The organism is Nonomuraea sp. NPDC050547 (assembly GCF_044457345.1).
Taxonomy (GTDB): Bacteria; Actinomycetota; Actinomycetes; order Streptosporangiales; family Streptosporangiaceae; genus Nonomuraea.
Window position 1 is genome coordinate 392,058 of the sequence record NZ_JBITGW010000006.1, and the last position, 22,716, is coordinate 414,773.

General features: G+C 69.3%; 21 protein-coding genes and 1 tRNA gene. 5 read left to right on the forward strand and 17 right to left on the reverse strand.

All coding sequences use genetic code 11. The features are described from left to right. Positions 1-88: 88 nt before the first annotated feature. Complete coding sequence (locus ACIBHY_RS18115) at positions 89-1,501, reverse strand: MFS transporter (RefSeq protein WP_397307258.1); 1,413 nt, start codon at positions 1,499-1,501, stop codon at positions 89-91. A 109-nt stretch (positions 1,502-1,610) separates the two neighbouring features. Here ACIBHY_RS18115 and ACIBHY_RS18120 point away from each other — a divergent pair, with 109 nt between their 5' ends. After that, positions 1,611-1,892, forward strand: a complete 282-nt coding sequence (locus tag ACIBHY_RS18120) for a metal-sensitive transcriptional regulator (RefSeq protein ID WP_379609562.1) — start codon at positions 1,611-1,613, stop codon at positions 1,890-1,892. Positions 1,893-1,895: 3 nt separating this feature from the next. Here the strand turns inward: ACIBHY_RS18120 and ACIBHY_RS18125 are convergent, their stop codons facing one another. The 4 genes from ACIBHY_RS18125 to ACIBHY_RS18140 form a co-directional block, all read right to left on the reverse strand. After that, positions 1,896-3,179: a M1 family metallopeptidase gene (locus ACIBHY_RS18125; protein WP_397307259.1), complete on the reverse strand. Its 1,284-nt coding sequence runs from the start codon at positions 3,177-3,179 to the stop codon at positions 1,896-1,898. After that, positions 3,176-6,865, reverse strand: a complete 3,690-nt coding sequence (locus tag ACIBHY_RS18130) for a Pls/PosA family non-ribosomal peptide synthetase (RefSeq protein ID WP_397307260.1) — start codon at positions 6,863-6,865, stop codon at positions 3,176-3,178. Before ACIBHY_RS18130 ends, ACIBHY_RS18125 begins: the two co-directional genes overlap by 4 nt. A 275-nt stretch (positions 6,866-7,140) precedes the next feature. Further along, positions 7,141-7,707: an NADAR family protein gene (locus ACIBHY_RS18135; RefSeq protein ID WP_397242069.1), complete on the reverse strand. Its 567-nt coding sequence runs from the start codon at positions 7,705-7,707 to the stop codon at positions 7,141-7,143. A gap of 5 nt (positions 7,708-7,712) precedes the next feature. Further along, positions 7,713-8,084 (reverse strand): DUF5997 family protein, encoded by a 372-nt coding sequence (locus ACIBHY_RS18140; protein ID WP_397242067.1) that lies wholly within the window; start codon positions 8,082-8,084, stop codon positions 7,713-7,715. 55 nt (positions 8,085-8,139) lie between these two features. Here ACIBHY_RS18140 and ACIBHY_RS18145 point away from each other — a divergent pair, with 55 nt between their 5' ends. Further along, a complete protein-coding gene (locus ACIBHY_RS18145; protein WP_397307261.1) occupies positions 8,140-8,847 on the forward strand; it encodes a LysR family substrate-binding domain-containing protein in 708 nt (235 codons plus the stop codon). 198 nt (positions 8,848-9,045) lie between these two features. On the opposite strand, the gene ACIBHY_RS18150 is transcribed toward ACIBHY_RS18145, so the two are convergent. Together ACIBHY_RS18150 and ACIBHY_RS18155 are read right to left on the reverse strand one after the other, a co-directional pair. Next, positions 9,046-9,522 carry an NUDIX domain-containing protein gene (locus tag ACIBHY_RS18150; RefSeq protein ID WP_397307262.1) on the reverse strand — a complete coding sequence of 159 codons (477 nt, stop codon included), beginning with the start codon at positions 9,520-9,522 and terminating at the stop codon, positions 9,046-9,048. A gap of 28 nt (positions 9,523-9,550) precedes the next feature. After that, positions 9,551-10,774, reverse strand: a complete 1,224-nt coding sequence (locus tag ACIBHY_RS18155; protein WP_397307263.1) for a helix-turn-helix domain-containing protein — start codon at positions 10,772-10,774, stop codon at positions 9,551-9,553. Positions 10,775-12,010: 1,236 nt separating this feature from the next. Between ACIBHY_RS18155 and ACIBHY_RS18160 the strand changes: the two genes are divergently transcribed. After that, the gene (locus tag ACIBHY_RS18160) at positions 12,011-12,601 is read left to right on the forward strand and encodes a DUF4240 domain-containing protein (protein ID WP_397307264.1); all 591 of its coding nucleotides are present in this window, start codon (positions 12,011-12,013) and stop codon (positions 12,599-12,601) included. Between the two features lies 1 nt (position 12,602). Here the strand turns inward: ACIBHY_RS18160 and ACIBHY_RS18165 are convergent, their stop codons facing one another. The 8 genes from ACIBHY_RS18165 to ACIBHY_RS18200 all read right to left on the reverse strand — a co-directional run bounded on the left by ACIBHY_RS18165 (position 12,603) and on the right by ACIBHY_RS18200 (position 16,068). Beyond that, complete coding sequence (locus tag ACIBHY_RS18165) at positions 12,603-12,752, reverse strand: hypothetical protein (RefSeq protein ID WP_397307265.1); 150 nt, start codon at positions 12,750-12,752, stop codon at positions 12,603-12,605. Positions 12,753-13,025: 273 nt separating this feature from the next. Further along, positions 13,026-13,097, reverse strand: a tRNA-Val gene (locus ACIBHY_RS18170). Positions 13,098-13,113: 16 nt separating this feature from the next. Continuing rightward, complete coding sequence (locus ACIBHY_RS18175; RefSeq protein ID WP_397242053.1) at positions 13,114-14,055, reverse strand: ROK family protein; 942 nt, start codon at positions 14,053-14,055, stop codon at positions 13,114-13,116. A 70-nt stretch (positions 14,056-14,125) separates the two neighbouring features. Further along, a complete protein-coding gene (locus ACIBHY_RS18180) occupies positions 14,126-14,452 on the reverse strand; it encodes a hypothetical protein (protein ID WP_379609548.1) in 327 nt (108 codons plus the stop codon). Continuing rightward, a complete protein-coding gene (locus ACIBHY_RS18185; RefSeq protein WP_184974634.1) occupies positions 14,449-14,892 on the reverse strand; it encodes a peroxiredoxin in 444 nt (147 codons plus the stop codon). The genes ACIBHY_RS18180 and ACIBHY_RS18185 overlap by 4 nt, the downstream gene beginning before the upstream one ends. Before the next feature lie 28 nt (positions 14,893-14,920). Beyond that, positions 14,921-15,349, reverse strand: a complete 429-nt coding sequence (locus ACIBHY_RS18190) for a DUF3052 domain-containing protein (RefSeq protein ID WP_184974631.1) — start codon at positions 15,347-15,349, stop codon at positions 14,921-14,923. 119 nt (positions 15,350-15,468) lie between these two features. Beyond that, a complete protein-coding gene (locus tag ACIBHY_RS18195) occupies positions 15,469-15,876 on the reverse strand; it encodes a secondary thiamine-phosphate synthase enzyme YjbQ (protein WP_397242050.1) in 408 nt (135 codons plus the stop codon). A gap of 9 nt (positions 15,877-15,885) precedes the next feature. Beyond that, positions 15,886-16,068: a DUF1918 domain-containing protein gene (locus tag ACIBHY_RS18200; RefSeq protein ID WP_184974625.1), complete on the reverse strand. Its 183-nt coding sequence runs from the start codon at positions 16,066-16,068 to the stop codon at positions 15,886-15,888. A gap of 891 nt (positions 16,069-16,959) precedes the next feature. On the opposite strand from ACIBHY_RS18200, the gene aceE reads away from it, so the two are divergent. Together aceE and ACIBHY_RS18210 are read left to right on the forward strand one after the other, a co-directional pair. Next, positions 16,960-19,707, forward strand: a complete 2,748-nt coding sequence (gene aceE, locus ACIBHY_RS18205) for a pyruvate dehydrogenase (acetyl-transferring), homodimeric type (RefSeq protein ID WP_397242048.1) — start codon at positions 16,960-16,962, stop codon at positions 19,705-19,707. A gap of 169 nt (positions 19,708-19,876) precedes the next feature. Continuing rightward, positions 19,877-21,364 carry an alpha/beta hydrolase gene (locus ACIBHY_RS18210; RefSeq protein ID WP_397242046.1) on the forward strand — a complete coding sequence of 496 codons (1,488 nt, stop codon included), beginning with the start codon at positions 19,877-19,879 and terminating at the stop codon, positions 21,362-21,364. Positions 21,365-21,484: 120 nt separating this feature from the next. Here the strand turns inward: ACIBHY_RS18210 and ACIBHY_RS18215 are convergent, their stop codons facing one another. Both ACIBHY_RS18215 and ACIBHY_RS18220 read right to left on the reverse strand, forming a co-directional pair. Beyond that, positions 21,485-21,847 (reverse strand): VOC family protein, encoded by a 363-nt coding sequence (locus tag ACIBHY_RS18215; protein WP_397242042.1) that lies wholly within the window; start codon positions 21,845-21,847, stop codon positions 21,485-21,487. Positions 21,848-21,924: 77 nt separating this feature from the next. After that, positions 21,925-22,653, reverse strand: coding sequence for a helix-turn-helix transcriptional regulator (locus tag ACIBHY_RS18220; protein ID WP_397242040.1), 729 nt, complete (start codon positions 22,651-22,653; stop codon positions 21,925-21,927). Positions 22,654-22,716: the final 63 nt, after the last annotated feature.

Below are 22,716 nucleotides of genomic sequence, written 5' to 3' on the forward strand. Positions count from 1 at the left end.
GGCCCCCTTAGTTGAAGATGTCACTATAATAGAACTTCCGTCTAGTACTTTTCCGGCGTCGGCATGTTTCCCGCCACATCCGGAAACGTCAGTGGCCGTGCCCGTGGCCGTGCCCCACGGTGACCCCGGACGGCACGCCCGCCGGCACCAGGACCGACGAGACCACGGCCGCCACCGCGGCCACGATCACGCACAGCAGCAGCGCCCCGGTGAAGCCCTCGACGCCGGACGCCCCGGGCGCGAGGCTCGCCGCGGCCATCGTGGAGACCACCGCCACCCCGATCGACCCGCCGAGCTCGTGGAAGGTGTTGATCACGCCGGAGGCGACGCCCGCCTCACCGGCGGGCACGTTGGCCATGGTCGTGGTCGTCGCCGTGACGAACGCCGGCCCGATCCCGAACGCCGCCAGCACGAACCCGGGCACCAGCGTGGTCCAGACGCTCGCGTCCGGCGAGATCCGCGTCATCAGGGCCGCGCCGGCCGCGGTCAGCGCGAACGACACCAGCGCCACCGGCCGCCCGCCGACCTTCCCGACCAGCCGTCCGCCGAGGTTCGCCCCGAGCGTGATCGCGACGGCCACCGGCAGGAAGATCAGCCCGGTCGTCAGCGCGTCGTAGCCGAGAACGTGCTGCAGGTAGAGCGAGCTGACGAAGAACAGCCCGAGCATCAGGCCCGTGGCCGCCAGCATCACGAACGTCCCCGAGACCACGGCCCGCCTGGCCATCGTCTCGGCCCGCATCAGCGGCGTCCGCACGTTCCGCTCGACCAGCACGAACAGCCCGTAACCGAGTACGGCCCCGCCCAGCGCGGCCAGCGTGGAGAACGCGCCCCACCCGGCGTCGCCCGCGCCGACCAGCCCGTAGATGAGCAGCGCGGTGGCCAGCGTCACCGTCGCCGCCCCCGGCACGTCGACCCGGCGGCCGCCGGCATGGGCCTCGTCCCGTCCGACGAGCCGGGGCAGCGCCGCCAGGACCGCCAGCCCGATCGGGACGTTGACGTAGAACACCCAGCTCCACCCCGGCCCCGCGGTCAGCAGCCCGCCGGCCAGGACGCCGACGGCCGCGCCGGACCCGCCGATGGCGCCCCAGACTCCCAGCGCCCGGTTGCGCAGCTCGCCGTGGTAGGTCCGGGTGATGACGGCCAGCGCGGACGGCGACATCAGCGCCGCCCCGACCCCCTGGAACGCCCGCCCGGCGATCAGCGTCGCCCCGTCGCCCGCCACCCCGCACACCAGCGAGGCCGCGGCGAACACCCCGAGCCCGGCCAGCAGCGTGCGCCGCGCGCCGAAGGCGTCGGCCAGCCGCCCGCCGAGCACCATCAGCCCGCCGAACACCAGCGTGTAGGTCGTCACCACCCAGGTCAGCGCCTCCCGGTCGAGCCTGAGCTCCTTCCCGATCGTGGGCAGCGCCACCTGCACCACCGTGATGTCGACGATCAGCATGAACTGCGCCAGCCCCAGCAGTCCCAGCACGGCCCAGCGGCCCATGACCACCACCTCCATAAGTCGAACATAGATGTTCAGGTTATGGAGACCCTACCCCCGTAAGGCATGGGAGGAAATACGGTAGGGGGGTATGACGTTGCGATGGGTGACGAGAGGACGGGGTCACATGAACGGATACACCGAGAACAAGCAGGAGCACCTACGGCGGCTGCGCAGGATCGAAGGCCAGGCCAGGGGCCTTCAGCGGATGGTCGAGGACGACAAGTACTGCATCGACATCCTCACCCAGGTGTCGGCGACGACCAGCGCCCTGCAGTCGTTCGCCCTGGCGCTCCTGGAGGAGCACATGGCGCATTGCGTCGCCGAGGCCACCAAGAAGGGCGGCGAGGAGGCGCAGCTGAAGGTCAAGGAGGCGGCCGACGCGATCGCCCGCCTCGTCCGGTCCTGAGGTCTACGACAGCGGCGGGAGCCGTTCCGAATAGAGCCAGGACAGGAAGAACGTGTCCAGCGGCTCGGGGGCGTAGCGGCCGGCGAGTTCGGTGAAGCGGCCGGTGCTGACGGTGCCGTGGCGGTACCCGTCGGCCCACTCGCGCAGCACCGAGCGGAACGCCGGCTCGCCCAGCACCCCGCGCAGCGCGTGCAGCGTGAGCGCGCCCCGCTTGTAGACCCGGTCGTCGAACAGGCGCTTCGGCCCCGGGTCGGCGAGCACGAGGTCGGCGGGTTGCGCGCTGAGCGCGGCGTGCCAGCGGCGCGCGTGCGAGGCGGCGCTCTCACCGCCCGACTCCTCCGACCACAGCCACTCGGCGTAGGCGGCGAAGCCCTCGTGCAGCCAGATGTCGCGCCAGTGGGCCAGCGTCAGGCTGTTGCCGAACCACTGGTGGGCCAGTTCGTGCGCCACCAGCCGCTCCTCGGCGAGCTGGCTCGGCCCGAAGATCGACATGCCCTGGGCCTCGACGGGGATCTCCAGGTCGTCCTCGGTCACCACCACCGCGTACTCCGCGAACGGGTAGGGACCAAACCATTCCGTGAAGACCCGCATCATCCGGTCCTGCCGGGCCAGCATCCGCCGCGCCCGCACCGCCGCCGACGCCGGCACGGCCAGCCGCTGCGGCACCTCACCCGGCAGGTCGCCGAGCTGGTAGCGGCCGATCTGCACGCTCGCGAGATAGGAGGCCATCGGCACCGTCTCGTGGTAGACCCACGTCGTGCGCGAGCCCGCCCGCCGTGTCGAGGTGAGCTGCCCGTTGCACACCACCGTGTACGGCGTGGCCGTCGTCACCGCGATCTGGTAGGTCGCCTTATCCGAAGGCCGGTCGTTGCACGGAAACCAGGAGGACGCGCCGGTCGGCTGGCTGGCCACGAGCGCGCCGTCCTCCAGTTGTTCCCAGCCGAGCCCGCCCCACGGGCTGGGCACCGGCCTGGGGTTGCCCGAGTAGCGGACCTCGACGGTGAACTCACGCCCCTCGGGCAGCCGCCCGCCGGGAGTCAGCCGGAGCTTGCCCCCGCCGTGCGTGAACCGGCAGCGCATGCCGTTGACCAGCGCCTGGGAGACGTGCAGCGGGCCGAGGTCGAGCCGCACCTGCTCCAGCGGCTCGGCGGCGACCGCGTCCAGCTTGGCGACGCCGGCCAGCCGGTTGGGCCCCGGCCGATAGTCGAGTGCCAGGTCGTAGTGCCGGACGGAGTACCCGTCGTCGCCACGGTCGGGGAAGTACCGCACCATCCTCCCGTCGATCACGCTGCCTGATGCCACGCGGCGACAGGGTTGCCGTACCACCGGGTCCGCGCGGGCAGCGACTCGCCGCGCATCACCAGCGAGGCAGGGCCGATCGTGGTGTTGCTCCCGACCGTGGCCGCGGGCAGCACCACCCCGTGCGGGCCGAGTGTGGAACCCTCAGCCAGCTCGACTGTATCGATGCTCATCACCCGATCGTGGAACAGGTGGGTCTGAAGCACGCAGCCGCGGTTGACCGAGGCGCCGTCACCCAGGCTGACCAGGTCGATCTCCGGCAGCCAATAGGTCTCGCACCACACGCCCCTGCCTATCTTGGCGCCCAGGGCGCGCAGCCAGACGTTCAGGCCGGCCGTACCGAGCCATGAGGTGGCGAACCAGGGCGCGGCGAGCACCTCGACGAAGTTGTCCGCCAGCTCGTTGCGCCAGACGAACGCGCTCCACAGCGGCCGGTCGCCGGGCCGGATCCGGCCCATGAGCGCCCACTTGGCCACCACGGACACCGCCGCCGCCACGAACCCGGCCGCGGCCAGCACCACGCCGCCCAGCAGCACCGCGGCGGCCGGATGGAGGTCGCGCGCGATCGTGACCAGCGCGGTGACGACGAGCACGGCCAGCGCGGCCGTGGCGATCGCCGGAACCACCCGGCACACCTCCACCAGCGCCCGCGCCACCTTGAAGCGCAGCGGCGGGTCGTAGGTACGTCCCGTGTCGCCGCTCTGGGCGGTCCTGCGCAGCTTGACGGGCGGCATCCCGAGATAGGACGAACCCGCCTTGGCCTTCTTCGGCGCCGCCGACAGCACGCCGACCAGCCCGTCCTTGGGCACCTTGCGGCCTGGCGCGGTCATGCCGGAGTTGCCGACGAACGCCCGCTTGCCGATGCGCACGTGGTCCAGGCGCATCCAGCCGCCGGACAGCTCGTACGGGGCGACCTTGGTGTCGTCGGCCAGGAACGCGCCGTCGCCGACCTCGGTCATCGAGGGCAGCGCGAGCACCGTGGACAGCTCGACGTCGCGGCCCACCTTCATGCCGAGCGCGCGCAGCCACATCGGGGTGAGCCCGCTGGCGTACAGCGGGAACAGCCACACCCTGGCCATGGACATGAGGCGCTCGGTCGCCCAGGCCTGCCACGCCGTACGGCTGTGCACCGGGTGACTGCCCGCGCGCAGCCCGATCGACAGCAGCCTGACGGCCCCGAGCAGCAGCAGCGCCATGCTGACCATCGAGACGACGGTCGCGGCCGCGATGCCGGCCGGGCCGAGGACGGCGATCCCGGGCAGCACGGCCAGCAGCGGGATCAGGCTGAACGCCATCGCGGACACGCCGTAGGCCACACTCCACCGGCGGTACCTGCGGGGCGCCGGCGCCTTGGGCGTCAGCTTCCCCTTCCGTACGGCCGGCGCCCCCGCCCACCGCTGCCCGGCCGGAACGTCGCCGCCGACCGACGAGCCGGGGGCGATCTGGGCGTTCTTCCCGATCCGCACGCCCCCCAGGACGATCGACCTGGCGCCGACGGTCGCGCCGGCCCCGATCCTGATCTCGCCGATCCTGAACAGGTCGCCGTCGAGCCAGTAGCCGGTGAGGTCCACCTCGGGCTCGATCGCGGCGGCCCTGCCGAGCTTGAGCATGCCGGTGATGGGCGGCATCGTGTGCAGGTCGGCGTCCTCGCCCACCTGCGCGCCCAGCGCCCGCGCGTAGTAGGTGATCAAGGGTGCGGAGGCGAGACCGCCCGCGCCGAGACCCGCCGCCAACTGCTCGGCGAACCAGACCCTCAGGTGGGTGGCGCCGCCTCGGGCGTACACGCCCGGTTCGACGCCGCGCAGGACGAGCCGCGCCGCGCCCGCCGCCAGCGACAGGCGGCCGAACGGCGTCAGGAACAGCAGCGCGCCCGCGATCACCCACCACCAGCCGACCGCGAGAACGTTCGTCAGATTGCCCACGACGAGGGCGCCGACCACCCAGGGCATCGCGCGCACGGTCAGCAGCGGCAGCATCAGCGCCGTCTGGACCAGCGCCGCCCGGCGCGGCATCGGCAGCACGACGCGCGTGTTCTCCTCGACGGGCTGCTCCAGCTCTTCGAGCCGGTCGGCCAGCCCGCTGAGGGTCGGATGGTCGTAGAGGTCGGCCACCGCCACGTCCGGATACCTGCCGCGCAGCGTCGAGACCAGCCGCGCCGCCGCCAGGCTGGTGCCGCCCGCGGTGAAGAAGTCGGTGTCGGGCCCGCTGACCCGCTGGCCCAGGATGTCCTGCCACTGCTCGGCCAGCCATGCCTGGAGTCCGTCGAGGTCGGCGGCCTCCTCGTCCTCGTCGTCGAGTGGCCAGGGCAGCGCGTCGCGATCGATCTTCCCCGAGGTACGCGTGGGCAGGTGGTCCACGACCGCCAGCCGCGGCACGAGGGCGGCGGGCAGCACGGCTTCCAGCTGTTCCCGCGCGTGGGATATTTCCCCATTTATCACGATGTAGCCGACGAGAAGCTGGTGTCCTGAGGCCGTGGTCTTGACCGCGGCCGCCGCGCCGGTCACCCCCGGCAGCGCCTGGAGGGCGGCGTCGACCTCGCCCAGCTCGATCCGCCGCCCGCCCAGCTTGATCTGCTCGTCGGCCCGCCCGACGAACAGCAGCCCCTCGGGATCGGCCACCACCAGGTCGCCGCTGCGATAGGCGCGGTCCCAGCCGAGCGACTCCAGCGGCGCGTACTTCTCCCGGTCCTTGTCCTCATCGAGGTAGCGGGCCAGCCCCACGCCCCCGATGACCAGTTCGCCCGTCTCCCCCATGGCGACCGGCCTGCCCGCCGGGTCGACCACGGCCAGGTCCCAGCCCCGCAGAGGCAGCCCGATCCGCACCGGCTCCCCCTTGACCAGCGGCGCCGCGCACGCGACGACGGTGGCCTCGGTGGGGCCGTAGGTGTTCCAGACCTCCCGGTCGGGGGTACTCAGCCGGTCGGCCAGCTCGGGCGGGCAGGCCTCGCCGCCGAAGATCAGCAGGCGCACGCCGTCCAGCGTCTCGACCGGCCACAGCGCCGCCAGCGTGGGTACGGTCGACACCACCGTGATCCCGCGCTCCACCAGCCACGGCCCGAGGTCCATCCCGGTGCGCACCAGCGAGCGCGGCGCCGGAACCAGGCAGGCGCCGTTGCGCCACGCCAGCCACATCTCCTCACACGAGGCGTCGAAGGCCACCGACAACCCCGCCAGCACCCGGTCTCCAGGCCCGAGCGGGAGAAAGAGCCCGGCCTCCGCGTCAACGAAGGCGGCGGCACTGCGATGACTGACCGCCACACCCTTGGGCTTGCCCGTGGAACCGGAGGTGAAGATGATCCAGGCGTCGTCCTCAGGCTCCGGCGCCCGCGCGCCGGCCCCCGCGGGGCGCCTGCTCACGATCCCCGCCGCGCCGATCACCGCCGCGACGTCGGCCTCCTGAAAGACGAGCTCGGCCCGCTCCTCAGGATCGTCGGCGTCCACCGGCACATACGCGGCACCCGCCGTCAGCACCGCCAGAATGGCCACATAGAGATCGTTGGACCCCGACGGCACCCGGATCCCGACCCGCTCCCCCGGCCCGATGCCCATCTCGCCCAGCGAGCCGGCCAGGTGCGCCACCTCTTTGGTCAGCCGGGAGTAGTCGAGGACGCTCACGCCGTCGTCAAGCGCGGGCGCGTGGGGGTGGGCGGCGGCACTCTCATGAAGAATGTCCACGAGAGTCCGCGCGGTAGTGTTCCCACCGGCGGACAGAAAGACGGCATCCTGCGAAATCACGGCATTGACCACCAAGGCTCACCTCATGCGTAGACGATGCGGGCCCCGGTACGTGACCTCACGCGCTCGGTTGGCGGGTCGCAGCCCGTAGCGACGCTCCCCACGCCGCCGAGCCTTCAACGATCCCAGATGACGCAGATATTTCCCAATCCACGGGGGTTGTCGGAGTTTTACCGGTCATTCGCCAGTCATTCACTTACGTTGACCAGGCGCATTCACCAGCCGTTCCGCACAGCCATCAGCGCGAACCCGAGCAGGTTGAGCCCGTCCCAGGTCGAAGGCTTCGCACTGCGCTCATCTGCGGCGGCCAGTCCGATGCCCCAGACACGGTCGCGGGGACTGGCCTCCACCAGCACCCGCCCGCGCGTGCCCAGCAGGAACTCCCGCAGGCCCGCGTGCTGCCCGAACTTGGCGACGTTCCCTCGAACCACGATGCCGAACCGATGCTCGGCCCAGACCGCGTCGTCGAACCCCCGGATGGCCCGGCCCAGCGTCTTGGCCTCGCCGGGGTGCGCCGCGGCGAGGATCGCGCGGGCGGCGGCGTGATCGCCGAACAGCCAGGCCTTGTGCGCCATCATGTAGTGCTCGGCCGTGGCGAAGACCTGCCCGTCCTCGGTGAAGGAGGCCGGCCACCACTGCGACAGGCACCCGGGCCCGGCCTGACCGTCGCGATCCGGCCGGTGCCCCCAGAAGAACAGGTACCGCAGAGGTCGTCCTGCCCGTTCCGCCGCGACCGCTTCGTCCACGGTCCGCGGGAGATCCCGGTCGTCCACGGCGGACACGCCGGTCAGCCCTGCTTGACCTTGAGTGCTTCCTTGCGCAACTCGGCCTGAACGGACCGCTCACGCTCCAGCCACGCGGGGTTCTCCACCTTCAGAGCCTCGATCTCGGCGGTGGTGAGCGGCTGGTCGACGCCGCCTCTGGCCAGGCCGGAGATGGAGACCCCGAGCTTCGCCGCGACGACCTGCTTGGGATGCGGGCCGTTGCGCCGCAGGTCGGCCAGCCAGGTAGGAGGCTTGGACTGCAGCTCGTTCAGCTCGTCCCTGGAGACGACGCCCTCCTGGAACTCGGCGGGAGTCGCCGAAAGCAGGACACCCAGCTTCTTGGCCGCGGTCGCGGGCTTCATCGTCTGGGTGGTCTTCGTCTTGGGCGAGGTCATGGCGTCAAGGGTAGTCACTCGGAACGTGGTCTCCGGCCATCGGTACCCTGGGCGGGTGAACGGTGGGCAGAACGGTACGGGGTTCCGGCTGGCGTACGTGCCGGGGGTGACACCCGCGAAATGGGTCAACATCTGGGCCGAGAGAAAGCCCGAGGTGCCACTCATCCTGCACCAGACCACCGCCGCCGAGGTCGTGCCCCTGCTGCGCGAAGGCGGCGCCGACGCCGGATTCGTCCGCCTCCCGATCGACCGCGACGGCCTCAGCGTGATCCCCCTCTACCTCGAGACCACCGTGGTGGTGGTGCCGAAGGACCACGCGGCGGCCGCGCTGGACGAGGTGACCATCGCGGACCTGTCCGGCGAAGAGGTACTCCAGCCGCTGGACGACACCATCGAGTGGACGACCCTGCCCGGCGAACCCGCCTTCACCCGCCCGCCCACGACAGCCGAGGCGATCGAGCTCGTGGCGGCGGGCACCGGCGTTCTCCTGGTCCCGCAGTCGCTGGCACGCCTCCACCACCGCAAGGACCTCACCTACCGCCCGGTCCCCGACGCCCCCCAATCCCAGATCGCCCTGGCCTGGCCCACAGAGGCGACCACCGACCTGGTGGACGACTTCATCGGCATCGTCCGCGGCCGAACGGTCAACAGCACGCGCGGCCGTACCGCCCCGGAAAAGCCGACACAGCGCAAGCCAAGAAAGCCCGCCCAGAGCCGCGCCACACCGTCAGGCCGCACCAAGAAAACCCGCCGCCCACGCTGACGGAAAGCCCCGCAGCATGATCGCAGCGGGGCTTGAAAGTGCAGGTGGACGATACTGGGTTCGAACCAGTGACCACTCGCTTGTAAGTCACACCAGGTGAGGGCTGGATCATCGCCGATTCGTGCCCTCACCTGGGCTTATGGTCCGAGGGAGTCCGCTGCCGTCCAGCCGTGTCCGGGGCCATTGTCACGCAGTTCGTCACTCGGCCGCGACGGCTTGGCCGTACTCCAGATAGACGGTTTCGCCCTGCTCACGGGCTGCCACAGCGGCTCTGACCCGGCGGGCAAGACGCTCGATCAACAACCCGTCCAGCTCGTCGGCAGGGTGGAAGCTGTAGCCGGTCAGTTCCTTGTCGGCGAAGCTGATCCGCTTGAGCGTGTCCTCGTCGATCACACCGCCGTCGAACACGAAGAGGATCTTGTCACCCTCCTCGGGATGGGGTGCCCAGTCCACAACGAGGAGACGCCCGATCGGCGGCTCGATGCCGAGTTCCTCACGTACCTCGCGCACACTGGCTGCGTACGGCGTCTCTCCCGGCTCGATGTACCCGCCGGGGATGTCGCGGTACTCCTTGTAGGCCGGTTGGACCAGGAGGACCCGGCGGTCGCGGTCGAAGAACAGGACCCCGGCTGCGGCCAAGGCTCGGGCGAACGGCGGCGCGTCGTGATCGCTCACCCACCCGACCCTACGCGACGTCGCCCCGTCATACGATCCGCAGGCGACGCGCCAGGTCGGTGAGCTGGAAGCTCGGCTTGCCCTTCTGCCTTCTGATCCAGGAGAGCACCAGTTGACGGCCAAGGTAGTGGTAGCGGACCTGTTCGGGCGCCATCTTCTCGGCGTCCAGCAGGGTCGCGAGCGCTTCGTCAGTGCGGTTCCACAGACTGAGGGCGTGGGCGACGGCGAGAGCGTGCCGAACGCGTCGCTCAATGGGGAGGGCACGGGTGTCGAGCTTAGGACCGATGTCGATGGCGACTTGGATGTCCCCCAACTCGATCGCCGTGGCCACTCGGTGGATGGCGACATTGGTGGGGCCGAATGCGGTCCATGCGTGGTTGGCGTCGGTGCCCAGTCGTGTGGCCGACTCCTGCGCCTCGGCGAGGAAGGCCCTTGTCGTCGCGCGGTCCTCCGCTCTCGCGGCGGCCACGGACCCGGCGAGAAAGAGCGTGCCGTATACCGACAGGAGGTCCGGTGTCGCCTTGGGGAGGTCGTCATCAAGAAGTGCGGCCGCGTCGCTGGTGAGCTGGATGGCGGCGCCGTAGCGGCCATTGGCCAGCAAGGCATGCGTGACCGAGCGCAGAAGCGAGACGGTCACGACTTGGCTGCGTGATTCCTGGGCGTATGCGAGCCCGCGCTCTGCGGCGATCCAGGCCAGGTCCGCCTCGCCCACCTTCGTCAGGATGCTGGCGGCGGCGTGGTACACGTGGCCGAGCACTCCCAAGGCAGCATGCCGAGCGTCTCCGTGAGAGGAGCGCTCGGCATGATGGGCCTGCGCCAGGAGCACCGGAAGACGTTCCACGACCTTGGTGTAATGAGACGACTGGTACGCCTTCCACACCTCCGCGATCTCGCTTGCGAGCCCAGCCAATGCGGGCGGCTCCTCCTGCCCGATCCGGATGGCCATCGGCGAGAGCTGCCGGTAGTCCGTGAGTGCGGCCCGTAGCGCCGGGATCGAATGGCTGCCCCGATCATCGCTCCACTCGAACAAGCTGGGTTCGGCAAGGAGATCACCTAGAGAGACGTCCAGGGCGTTGGCCATCGTCTTGATGACCGAGAGCCGGTCCAGGGAAATACGGTCGTTCTCCACCTTGCTCAACCAGTCCGTGGTGCGGCCGACCAGTCCGGCCAGGACCTCCTGAGAGAGTCCTCGTCGCCGCCGGTACCAGGCGATGCGCTGGCCGATAGTGAGGTTCCTGGCCGTTCCTCGCATGCTCACCATCCTCACGTCGGCCTGGCCCCCGACCCCGGAAAACTCTTCCGGGTCCTGCGCAGCACGCGCACCTACTGTCCCTCCTGGATGACGCTCAGTCCACGCAGAGGGAGGAGATGTCCATGGCCCACGTCGTCCCGGGAGAGATACGGGCCGCCCAACGCCTGGTCCGGGCGCTGGAACCGCACGGCATCGCGGCCGATATCCACGCTGGTTACGGCCTCGCCCTGGTCTCGGTCTGGATCGACCTGGTCATCTGGACTGACGGCCTGGTCTACCGCTGGTGGGGCGGAAGCGTGTCCGGCAGGTCCGGGCGGCGTGTCTATGCCGCTTGTCCGGCGGATGTCCCCGAGACCGCTGCCACACGTATCGCCCTGCGCCACAGAGTGTTGCGGCAAGCTCACCCGCCATGTGCACCAACCAGGCGTGAAGCCTCATGACCCATCTCGACGAGTGTCTGAGTCCGCATGTGAGGCCGATGCGCCAGGGATGTGGGCGGCTGCGGTGGTACGTGGCGGGTCCAAGTGGGAGGCGGGTTCGGGTGGAGGATTGGACGTGCGCGTGTCGGGCGACAGTGTACGAGTTGTGCCTGGCGGGTGGCCGGGCCTTCATCCGGCGCATAGTGCAAGGCGAGCCGGTGGCGAAGATCCATGAGACCGACTGGGAGTCGCTGAGGCGGACGCGGCAGACCTGGGTCGCACTGCTTGCCGGGTATGTCCAATAGGCGGTGCGCTGCGAGGCCTCTTTTCCCCCGCCCCCGATGGCTGCCGGACTGTGTGGCCCGACCGAGGTGTCAACTCCGTCTTCCCGGACGCGAGCGTCCGGCGGGTGCTGTACAGACGGAGTTGACGCCGACCGAGGGACACGAACACTGCGATATCGGGGGCGGGGGTACGGACCTCGGCCCGTGGGTGATCTGCCAGAGAGTGGCGTGGCCGGCGTCCATGCGAAGCACCCCGCACGGGCCGCGCAGCGGTGGAGGCCGGTGACGGAAACGGCCTTGCTGATCCAGACTTCTGCAGGGAAGGGCTTGATCGCTTTGGCGCCGCCTTGGAGCGGTGGGCGGCGCGCGCCGGGACCGGCCCCCAGGCCGCATGCCCGGCGCGCTGGCCGCCCGGAGCGGGCGGCGGCGCGGCGAGCGAAGCGAGCCCTTGAACCCGTAAAGAAACGCTGAACCACCTCGCCGCCTGACTGACGATGGCCACGTCGTCCATTCGTGTGCCAGGATCACCCGCCATGAATGTCGACGCCTTCTGGGAGCTGATTGAGCAGTCCGCGCGTGAGACCAGCACGAAGGACGGGCGTTTGAGGTGGCTCCACGGGAAGCTGGCGAGGCAACCTGTCGAAGAGATCCTTGATTTCGCCTCGTGGATGCAGGAGGCCCGGCTCAAAGCCGACACGTACATGGTCTGGGGAGCCGCACGCGCCTTGGATCTGGTGGGTGGCCTCGACAGCGTTTGGTATTTCCACATGTGGCTCGTCGGTCTTGGCCGCGAGACTTTCGAGCGGGTGACCAGCGATCCGGACACCCTCGCCGAGGTGCCAGAGGTCCAGAGCTTTCTCCACCTTCAACGTCATCGCCTTCCACGCACTGACGAGGACTTGCCGGGGTTCGAGGAACTCGACTATGTAGCCGTCAAAGTGTGGCCACAGGTGACAGGCCTGGACGGGGACGCCCTTGCGGATGCCCTCCAGGCTCGGGGTTATGTGTTGGAGGCTCTGCCCAATCCCACCGACGAGGAATGGGACTTTGACGACGACGAGGAGGCGGCCCGCCGGTTGCCTCGGTGCACCAGTTACTTTCGCGAGTTGTACGGCCGCGCCTAGATCACCAGGTCGATGCCGTTGTCGCTGAGTTCCTGGGGGTGAGGTCGATGTCCGGGGTGTTGGCCACTTCGCGGTGGTAGGCGATCTCGTAGCGGTCGGCCGGTGCCTTGGCTTCGGTGACCTCGATCGGGCGGCCGTTGGCGTGGGCCATGGATGACGGCGGTGTGGCCTCGGTACATCGTCAAATATGCTGCCAAGGGCGCGGAAGCCTCTAGAACCGTCGATCGCGGCCAGTACGGGCGCAAGTCTGAGGGACCTCATGGACCACATGGGACACGACTCGGTACGCGCCGCGTTGATCTACCAGCACGGTACGGCGGAGGCCGACAGAAGGATCGCGGACACCATGATCAACCCGATCTAGTGGCACGCGAATGGCATGAAAGCCCCGCAACATGATCGCTGCGGGGCTTGAAAGTGCAGGTGGACGATACTGGGTTCGAACCAGTGACCCCTCGCTTGTAAGGCGAGTGCTCTACCGCTGAGCTAATCGTCCCGAACGGCACTACACCTTACGACACCAACGGCGCCGAGCGCACATTGACCGTCCAGCCGGGGCCGAGGTCGGGGCGGCCGGCGGCGCGCCAGCCCAGCAGGGACGCGCCCAGCATGCCGGCGTCCACCCCGAGCGCCGCCGGCACCAGCGGGGGCGCGTCGCGGAACGCCAGGCGCTTCACGAGCCGGGTGCGTACCGGGTCGAACAAGGCGGGGCCCGCCTCTGCCAGTCCGCCGCCCAGGACGATCATGCTGGGGTCCAGGAGGAGGGTGTAGGTGGCCAGGGCCAGGGAGAGGGCCTCCACCGCCTCGTCCCAGACCTCCACGGCGAGGGGGTCGTCGGAGGCCACGACCTCTTCCGCCTTCACACCGGACAGGCCCGCACGCTGGCTGTAGCGGCGGCCCACGGAGGCGGCCGACGCATAGGTCTCCAGGCAGCCGAACTGCCCGCAGGCGCACTGCTCGCCGTCCGGGAAGACCGGGATGTGGCCGATCTCGCCGCCCCATCCGGACGAACCGCCGTACGGCTCGCCGCGCAGGATCAGGGCCCCGGCGATTCCGGTACCGATCGGCAGGAAGAGGAAGTCGTCCACCCCCTGCCCGGCGCCCAGAACGTTCTCCGCCAGGCCGCCGGTCTGGACGTCGTGGCCGAGCCGTACCGGAACATCGAGGGCGGTGAAGTCGGCGGCGGGCACGTCGCGCCAGCCGATGTTCGCGGAGTAGACCGCGGAGTTCTCCGACACCAGCCCGGGTACGGCGAGGCCCACCCCGGACGGGATGCCGTCACCGGATGCGGCGAGATGGCTGATGAAGTCGCGGATCGCCGTCACCGCGGCGGCCGGCCCCTCCTCGCGGGGGGTCGGGCGGCGCTCGGTGAGGAGCACCACGCCGGACTCGCTGACCAGGCCGCCCTTCATGGACGTGCCACCGACGTCGAGCGCGACGACGAACGAACTCATTGCGGACACGAAAGGAGACGATAGCGCAGCTCAGCATATGTCCGGAAAAAGTGTGGCCGCCCGGAGACCGTCACGCCCGGCCCAGCACCCGGTTCAGAGCGGCCTCGACCTCGGCCGACAGGCCGGGCGGCGATTCTGGCACCAGCGGATCCCCCGATCGCGCCTGCCGGACAGAACCACACGAGCGGCATTCGACCTCACCCAACCGGCAGATCAACGCGCTGGACCCGCAGGTGCCGCACGTGTCGAGGTCGAGGTCGTGCAGCCGTTGGCAGTCCGGGCAGATGAGCACCTGGGACTCGTCGCGCACCCCGCGCTTCCAGGGGCTCGCGCCGCGTACCGGGTCGGTCTGCCGGGCCCCGCAGTTGTAGCAGGGCATCGCATCCTCCGTTGTCACGAAATCTCGGCGAGTGCCTTGGCATAGTCGGCCACGTCGCGCGCCGTGCCGATCGGGTTCACGACCGACCAACGGACCACGCCCGCGCCGTCGATGATGAAGGTCCCCCGCTGCGCGAGCCCCTTCTGCTCATCGAACACACCGTACGCCCGCGCGACCTGTCCGTGTGGCCAGAAATCCGACAGCAGTGGGAATGTGTAGCCCTCTTGGTCCGCCCATGCACGATGGGAGAAAAGAGAGTCTACGGAGACAGTCAGAATTTGCGCGTCCGTGACAAAGTCCCGCAAGGCTGACAACTCGCTGTTGCAGACGTTGCTGAAGGCCAGCGGGTAGAAGACCAGCACGACCTCGCGGCCCCGGAAGGCGGAGAGCTTGACCGGGGCGCCGTGCTGGTCCTGGAGTTCGAAGTCGGGAGCTAGGGCGCCTACCAGTGGGTTCACACGGCCATCATGGCAGGCGCTCTGCTCCCTAGCGTCGGCCCTTGGGGCCGACGAGCCTGGTCCCCGACCAATCGGGTGCGGCGGAGATGCTGCTCGTCTGCGAAAGGCCCGCGGTAGCGGCATCCTCCCCGATGTCGCTCGGCTCCACATGGCCGTCGCGACCGGCCTTGGGAGTCAGCAGCCAGATCTGGCCGCCCTCTGCGAGTGATCGCATGGCATCGCTCAGAACGTCGAAGAGATCGCCGTCACCGTCGCGCCACCACATCAGCACCACGTCTACGACGTCGTAACTGTCCTCATCGAGCAGTTCATTGCCGGTCAGGTTCTCGATTGACGAGCGAAGCTCTTCGTCGCTGTCCTCGTCCCAACCGATCTCCTGCACCACCTGACCCGGCTTGAGGCCGAGTCGTTCGGCCAGGCCGCGCTCGCCCTGCGCCTGACCCGCGGTCGCGCTCACGTTTATCCCTCCTGCTTGAGTGGCCCCGCATTTTGCGGTTTATCGCTTCGGGACAGTCCACACGCTGTGACCCTCAGTCGTCAACGGTCGCCACGGGTACGGCGACAGGACCGTCCGAATCAACCCGACAAAAACGACAGACGAACGTGGCGTTCACGGTTGTCGACGTTCAGGTCAACGACCGCGATCGACTGCCAGGTTCCCAGCGCCAGCCGTCCCCCGAGGACCGGCACCGTCGCATAGGGCGGAATCAGCGCGGGCATGACGTGCGACCGTCCGTGACCGCGCGAACCGTGCGCGTGCCTCCAGCGATCGTCGGCGGGCAGCAGGCCGGCCAGCGCGGACAACAGGTCGTCGTCACTGCCCGCGCCGAGCTCGATCAGCGCCACCCCGGCGGTCGCGTGCGGGACGAAGACATGCAAAAGCCCGTCGCCGCCCTGCTCACGCGCGAACTCCGCGCACTGCGGGGTGATGTCGTGCACCGTCTCGCGTGACCCGGTGGTCAGCGAGATGATCTGGGATTCCACACGGAAATCCTACTGAGGCACAACGACCGCATCAGGGCCGGGAAAGACCAGCCCCGTGTGCCCGTCGTCGAACCGTACGATGTACGGCGGTCCGCCTTCCGTCCCGCGAACCTCGATGATCTCTCCGCGCCGGTCCCCTTCGCCAACGGTGTTCCCGTGCATGAGGAGCCGGTCGCCTACCGTCGCGTTCATACTTCACACATTGGTACGACAGACGCGCTTGGGAAAGAGGTGCAACCGGCACTCCCATCGGAGCGCGCCGCAATCCTGACCCAAACGTTACTTCCCCCAAGATCAACTTGCTTGTTTCCTCAAGATCAACCCACGCGTTTCCGTTACGGCGGTGCCGCTCCCACGCCACCCACCGCCGTGGGCGGGCGCCGATCGTGGGGGTCGCTTCTCACGTCGGACGTGGTCCCCGCCGCCACGGCCCTTCGTATCCCCCTTCCCACGGCCCCCCGCCCCCCGCCCCCCGCCTTCGATGTCCGGCCCACAGCAACCCACCGGTCTCCGCAGGGCTTCGGCTGGGCGCCGTTGAGGGGCGCCGAGCTCCGCCGTACCCCCATCCCGCCGACGCGGCGCGGAAAGAGCGTGGGGGTGGCGCGCCCCCCGGGCAGAGCCGACGAGTGGGGTGGGACGGACAGTATGCGACACAAGCAGGCCGAGGGGGCCGAAGGGGGGCGAGGGGGCTTGAGGGGTGCACCAGCGGTTCTCCACTCGCGCGCCATCTCTCCGGGGTAGACCTGAAGGGCGCGCCCATCCACCACAAGCCCGTCGGTTTTGCCCGGTCGCCGACCCGGAAAGGGGGTGTTCTAAGCTCTGCGCCGACCCCCGCGGCAGGCCATCACGATTCGGGCTGGCAAATCGGGAAATCTCGTAGCTTTTCTAGTCTTGTTAAATTGGCATGCCGATGTAACCTGTGGTGGCGATTCGTCCTACCATCGGTGGTCTAGGCCACCCCTTGGGCTCCTGCCAGCAGGGACGTCCTGGTTACTCGTGAGTAGAGATGCACTTTCTACGGCAAGCGACCAGGATGGAAGGCGACCCACGACCCAGACATCAGACCTCGGAAGGCGAGACCCAGTGGCTTCCGGACGCCAGCGTTTCTCGATCATCAGCGACGGCCTACCCAGCCAGCTGCCTGATGTCGACCCCAGCGAGACCAACGAGTGGCTCGAGTCGCTCGACAACGTCGTCAAGGCGGAGGGCCGCACCCGCGCCCGCTACCTGATGCTCCGCATGCTGGAGCGCGCCCGCGAGCACCAGGTCGGCGTGCCGGGCCTGCGCAGCACCGACTACCTCAACACGATCCCGCCGGAGCGCGAACCCTGGTTCCCCGGCGACGAGCACGTCGAGCGCCGCATCCGGGCCTACATCCGGTGGAACGCGGCGGTCATGGTCTCCCGGGCCAACGCGCGCACCAACGTGGGCGGCCACATCGCCACCTACGCCTCGGCCGCCTCCCTGTACGAGGTCGGCTTCAACCACTTCTTCCGCGGCAAGGACCACGGCGAGTCGGGTGACCAGGTCTTCTTCCAGGGACACGCGGCGCCGGGCATCTACGCCCGCGCCTTCCTGGAGGGCCGCCTCAACGAGGCTCAGCTCGACGCGTTCCGCCAGGAGCTGAGCCACGGCTTCCACGGCCTGCCCTCCTACCCGCACCCGCGGCTCATGCCGGACTTCTGGGAGTTCCCCACTGTCTCCATGGGTCTGGGCCCGATCAGCGCGATCTACCAGGCGCGGTTCAACCGCTACCTGCTCAACCGCCAGATCAAGGACACCAGCCGCAGTCACGTCTGGGCCTTCCTGGGCGACGGCGAGATGGACGAGCCCGAGTCGCTCGGCGCGATCGGCCTGGCCGCGCGTGAGGAGCTCGACAACCTCACGTTCGTCATCAACTGCAACCTGCAGCGCCTCGACGGCCCGGTACGCGGCAACGGCAAGATCATCCAGGAGCTGGAGTCATACTTCCGCGGCGCCGGCTGGAACGTCATCAAGGTCGTCTGGGGCCGCGACTGGGACCCGCTGCTGGCCGCCGACGTCGACGGCGTGCTGGTCAACCAGATGAACACGACGCCTGACGGCCAGTTCCAGACGTACTCGGTCGAGTCCGGCGAGTACATCCGCGAGCACTTCTTCGGCGGCGACCCGCGCCTGCGCAAGATGGTCGAGCACCTGACCGACGACGACATCCGCAAGCTGTCGCGCGGCGGCCACGACTACCGCAAGGTCTACGCGGCGTTCAAGGCGGCCCGCGAGCACGTCGGCCAGCCGACGGTCATCCTCGCCCAGACCATCAAGGGCTGGACGCTGGGCAAGGACTTCGAGGCGCGCAACGCCACGCACCAGATGAAGAAGATGACCAAGGCCGAGCTCAAGGAGTTCCGCGACCGGCTGTACCTGCCGATCCCGGACTCGGCTCTGGAAGGCGACCTGCCGCCGTACTTCCACCCGGGCGAGAACGACCCGGAGATCGAGTACATGAAGGAGCGCCGCGCGGCGCTCGGCGGCGTGCTGCCCAAGCGGGTCCTGCGCGCCAAGCCGGTCAAGCTGCCCGGCGACGAGGTCTACCAGCAGTTCTCCAAGGGTTCTGGCAAGCAGCAGGTGGCCACGACGATGGCCTTCGTCCGCCTGCTCAAGGACCTCATGCGCGACAAGGAGATCGGCAAGCGGTTCGTGCCGATCATCCCGGACGAGGCGCGGACGTTCGGCATGGACGCCATGTTCCCGAGCGCCAAGATCTACAACCCGCACGGCCAGACCTACGAGGCCGTGGACCGGGAACTGCTGCTGTCCTACAAGGAGTCGGAGCAGGGCCAGATCCTGCACGAGGGGATCAACGAGGCCGGTTCGATGGCCTCGGCCACGGCGGTCGGCACGTCGTACGCCACGCACGGCGAGCACATGATCCCGATCTACATCTTCTACTCCATGTTCGGCTGGCAGCGCACCGGCGACCAGATGTGGCAGATGGCCGACCAGATGACGCGCGGCTTCCTGCTGGGCGCCACCGCCGGCCGCACCACCCTGAACGGCGAGGGCCTGCAGCACGAGGACGGCCACACGCCGCTCATCGCCTCGACGAACCCGGCCGCCGTCTCCTACGACCCGAGCTGGGCCTACGAGACCGCGTACATCGTCAAGGAGGGTCTGCGCCGGATGTACGGCGAGGAGCAGGAGAACGTCTTCTACTACCTCACCGTCTACAACGAGCCCTACATCCAGCCCGCCGAGCCGGCGAACCTCGACATCGAGGGGCTGCTCAAGGGCCTGTACAAGTTCGCCGAAGGGCCTCAGACGCAGGGGCCGAAGGCCAACATCCTGTCCTCGGGCGTGGCGGGGCCGTGGGCCATGGAGGCTCAGCGCCTGCTGGCCGAGGAGTGGGGCGTGTCGGCCGACGTCTGGTCGGCGACCTCGTGGACGGAGCTGCGCCGCGACGCGCTGGCCTGCGAGGAGCACAACCTGCTCAACCCGGACGCCGAGCAGCGCGTGCCGTACGTCACGCAGAAGCTGTCCGGCGCGCAGGGGCCGTTCGTGGGCGTCAGCGACTACATGAAGGCCGTGCAGGACCAGATCGCGCAGTGGGTGCCGGGTGACTGGAGCTCGCTGGGCACCGACGGGTTCGGGCTGTCCGACACGCGCTCGGCCCTGCGCCGCCATTTCCACGTGGACGCGGCCTCGATCACCCTGGCCGTGCTCACGCGGCTCGTCAAGCGTGGCGAGCTCGACGGTGAGGTGCTGCGCGAGGCGATCGCCCGCTACCACCTGAAGAACGGCGTCACCGAGGCCGGCGGCGCGGAGAGCAACGACGCCGAGTCCATGGGCGTCTGACGACGATCTGGCGCTCCCGGGAAGTTTTTTCCGGGAGCGCCGTCATATTCGGGCGTCACCTTCGTGAGAGAAGATGAGGCGGCACGTTCAGGAGGGGTGCGTGCCGCCTCCCCCTTTTCGCGTATTGTGGGCTCTACTTCCCCCTTGCGACACGAGGGGAATGCCTTATATGCGCCGTGTTCTTGCCGTCGTCACGTTCTCCGTGCTGGCCACGTCCTGTACCAGCACCGCGGAGCCGCAGGCCGTCGCTCCCCCGGAGAAGATCAACTGGGGTGCCTGCACGGACATCGTCCGTCCCGATGGCCAGCCGCCCGCCAAGGAAGACGCCACCCAGCAGTGCGGCAAACTGTCCGTCCCGCTCGACTACACCAAGCCGGACGGCGACAAGCTGGACATCGCGCTGATCCGCGTCCCGGCCACCGACAAGGCCAACCGGATCGGCTCGCTCCTGTTCAACTTCGGCGGCCCCGGCGGTTCCGGCGTCGACACGCTGGCCCAGGCGGCCAAGTCGTTCGGCACGCTGAACGCCCGCTACGACCTGGTCAGCTTCGATCCCCGCGGCGTCGAGCGCAGTTCCGGCGTGCGATGCGGCGGCAGCGCGGAGATGGACACGTTCACCGCCATGAACACGCTGCCCGCCAACGCGGAGACGAACGCGGCCAGCACGAAGGCGAACAAGAAGTTCGCGAGCCTGTGCGAGCAGGACTCCGGCAAGATCCTGCCGTTCGTCGGCACCGTCAGCGCCGCCCGCGACATGGACCGCATGCGCGCCTCACTCGGCGACGCGCAACTCCACTACCTCGGCATGTCGTACGGCACGCTCCTCGGCGGCGTCTACGCCACCCTGTTCCCGAAGAACGTCGGCCGGATGGTCCTGGACGCTCCCCTCGACCCGACCGTCACCTTCGAGCAGCGCACCCTCGTCCAGACCGCCGGATTCCAGAAGGCGTACGAGAGCTTCCTGAAGGCGTGCGTGAAGGAGGGCTGCGAGCTCGGCGGCAGCGTCGAGGCGGGCAACAAGAACGTGGACCGGCTCATGACCGAGCTGTCCGAGAAGCCGATCAAGGTCGGCGACCGCGACCTCACCCAGGGCCTGGCCTCGACCGGCGTGGCCGCGGCCCTGTACTCGGAGTTGACCTGGCCCTTCCTGGAGACCGCTGTCAGCCAGGCCATGAAGGGCGAGGGCGAGGCGCTCATGTACCTCGCCGACTCCTACACGGGCCGCACGCCGGACGGCAAGTACACCACCCAGATGACCAGCTTCCCCGCCATCACCTGCGTCGACAGCGCGGAGCGCCCGGACAAGGCGACGCTGGACCGGACCGAGGCGGCCGCCCTGAAGATCTCGCCGCTGTTCGGGAGCGCGGGGGCCGGGCAGCTGTGCTCGATCTGGCCGGTGCCCGGCAGCGACGAGGCCAGGCACGTGGACGCCACCGGGTCGGGGCCCATCCTGGTGGTGGGCGGGAAGGGCGACCCGGCGACGCCGTACGAATGGGCGCCCAAGCTCACCGAACAGCTCAAGACCGCCACGCTCGTCACCTACACCGGTGAGGGGCACGGGGCGTACCTGTCGGGCAGCCAGTGCGTCAAGGGCATCGTGGACGGCTATCTGCTGCAGGGCACGGTCCCGCAGAAGAACGCGACCTGCGAGCGCTAGAGCATGGCCCTGGGCGCGCCGCCGTTCGGCGGGAGGCGGCGTGCCCAGGGCGGGTGGTGACCGGCGCCACCGGCCGGGCGGGGCGGCGGGGGAAGCGCCGCGATGTGCCCGGCCGTCGCGTCAGCCCCTCTGGCGGAACACGCCGAACTGGTTGCCCGAGGTGTCCCGTAGGTAGGCGAAGTCGGTGCCCGCCCCGTCGTCGATGACCTTGGTGACGACCTTGCCCCCCAGCGACTCGGCCTGCGCGCAGGCGGCCTCGACGTCGGCGACCTGCACGTGGAAGACCGCGTGAGCGGGGAACTCCCCCTTGGTGTTGAACAGGCCGCCTGAGGGCCGCTCCGCGCCGGCGGAGCTGATCATGCGGTAGTCCGGCCCGTCGCCCCCGCCGGGCGTGAACGTCCATCCGAACAGCCCGCCGTAGAAGCGCTCGGCTCCGTCGGGGTCGTCAGTGGCCACCTCGAACCAGGTGACGGTGTTATCCACGTTGTCCTCCTTCGCTTTTCGAACAAGACAACGATAAAACATGGATGCGACAACCCTATGTCGGTGTTTTCGAATGATTAGTCGATCACCGTGCCGCGCACGATCATCTCCGGCACGTCCGTGGCGAAGCCTTCGAGCGGCCGCTCCGGCGCCTTCTCCGCGGTGACGGAGGCGGCCGCGATGCGGTCGAGGCGGAAGACCCGCACGTCGTCGCGGAGCCTGCACCAGGCCACCAGATACCAGAAGCCGCCCCGGCCGCCCAGGAACACCCCCGGCTCCACCTCCCGGGTGGTCAGGGCGCCCTTCCTGTCGACGTAGTCGAGGCTGAGGACGCGCCGGCGCAGCAGCGCGTCCTCGATGGCGCGCGAGACGCCCTCGCCGCCGAGCGGCAGGATCTCCTCGGGCGGGTCGGCCGGCGCCATCAGCCGCACCCGCCGCGCCAGCTCCCTGGCCAGCTCGCCCTCGGGCCCCGGCATGGCCGCCACGACCTTGCGCAGGGCGCTGCGGGCCTGCTGGGCGAAGGGCTGGTCGTCGCCGGCGCGGCTTAACGCCACCGCTATCGCGACGGCCTCGGGCGGGGTGAAGTTGAGCGGCGGCAGCGACATCTTCTTGTCGATCGCGTAGCCGCCCTTGCGGCCGGTCGAGGCGAAGATGGGCACGCCGGACTCCTGGAGCGCCAGGATGTCGCGCTCGATGGTGCGCGCGCTCACCTCGAACCGCTTGGCCAGCTCCCTCGCCGAACGGGATCTGGGGGCGATCGCGCGCAGGTCCTCCACCAGGGCGTAGAGCCGATCAGTCCGGTTCACGATCCCGACGGTACGCCGCAGCACCGACAAACTCGGGGTTCCCGCACTTCGGGGCAGGTTCTT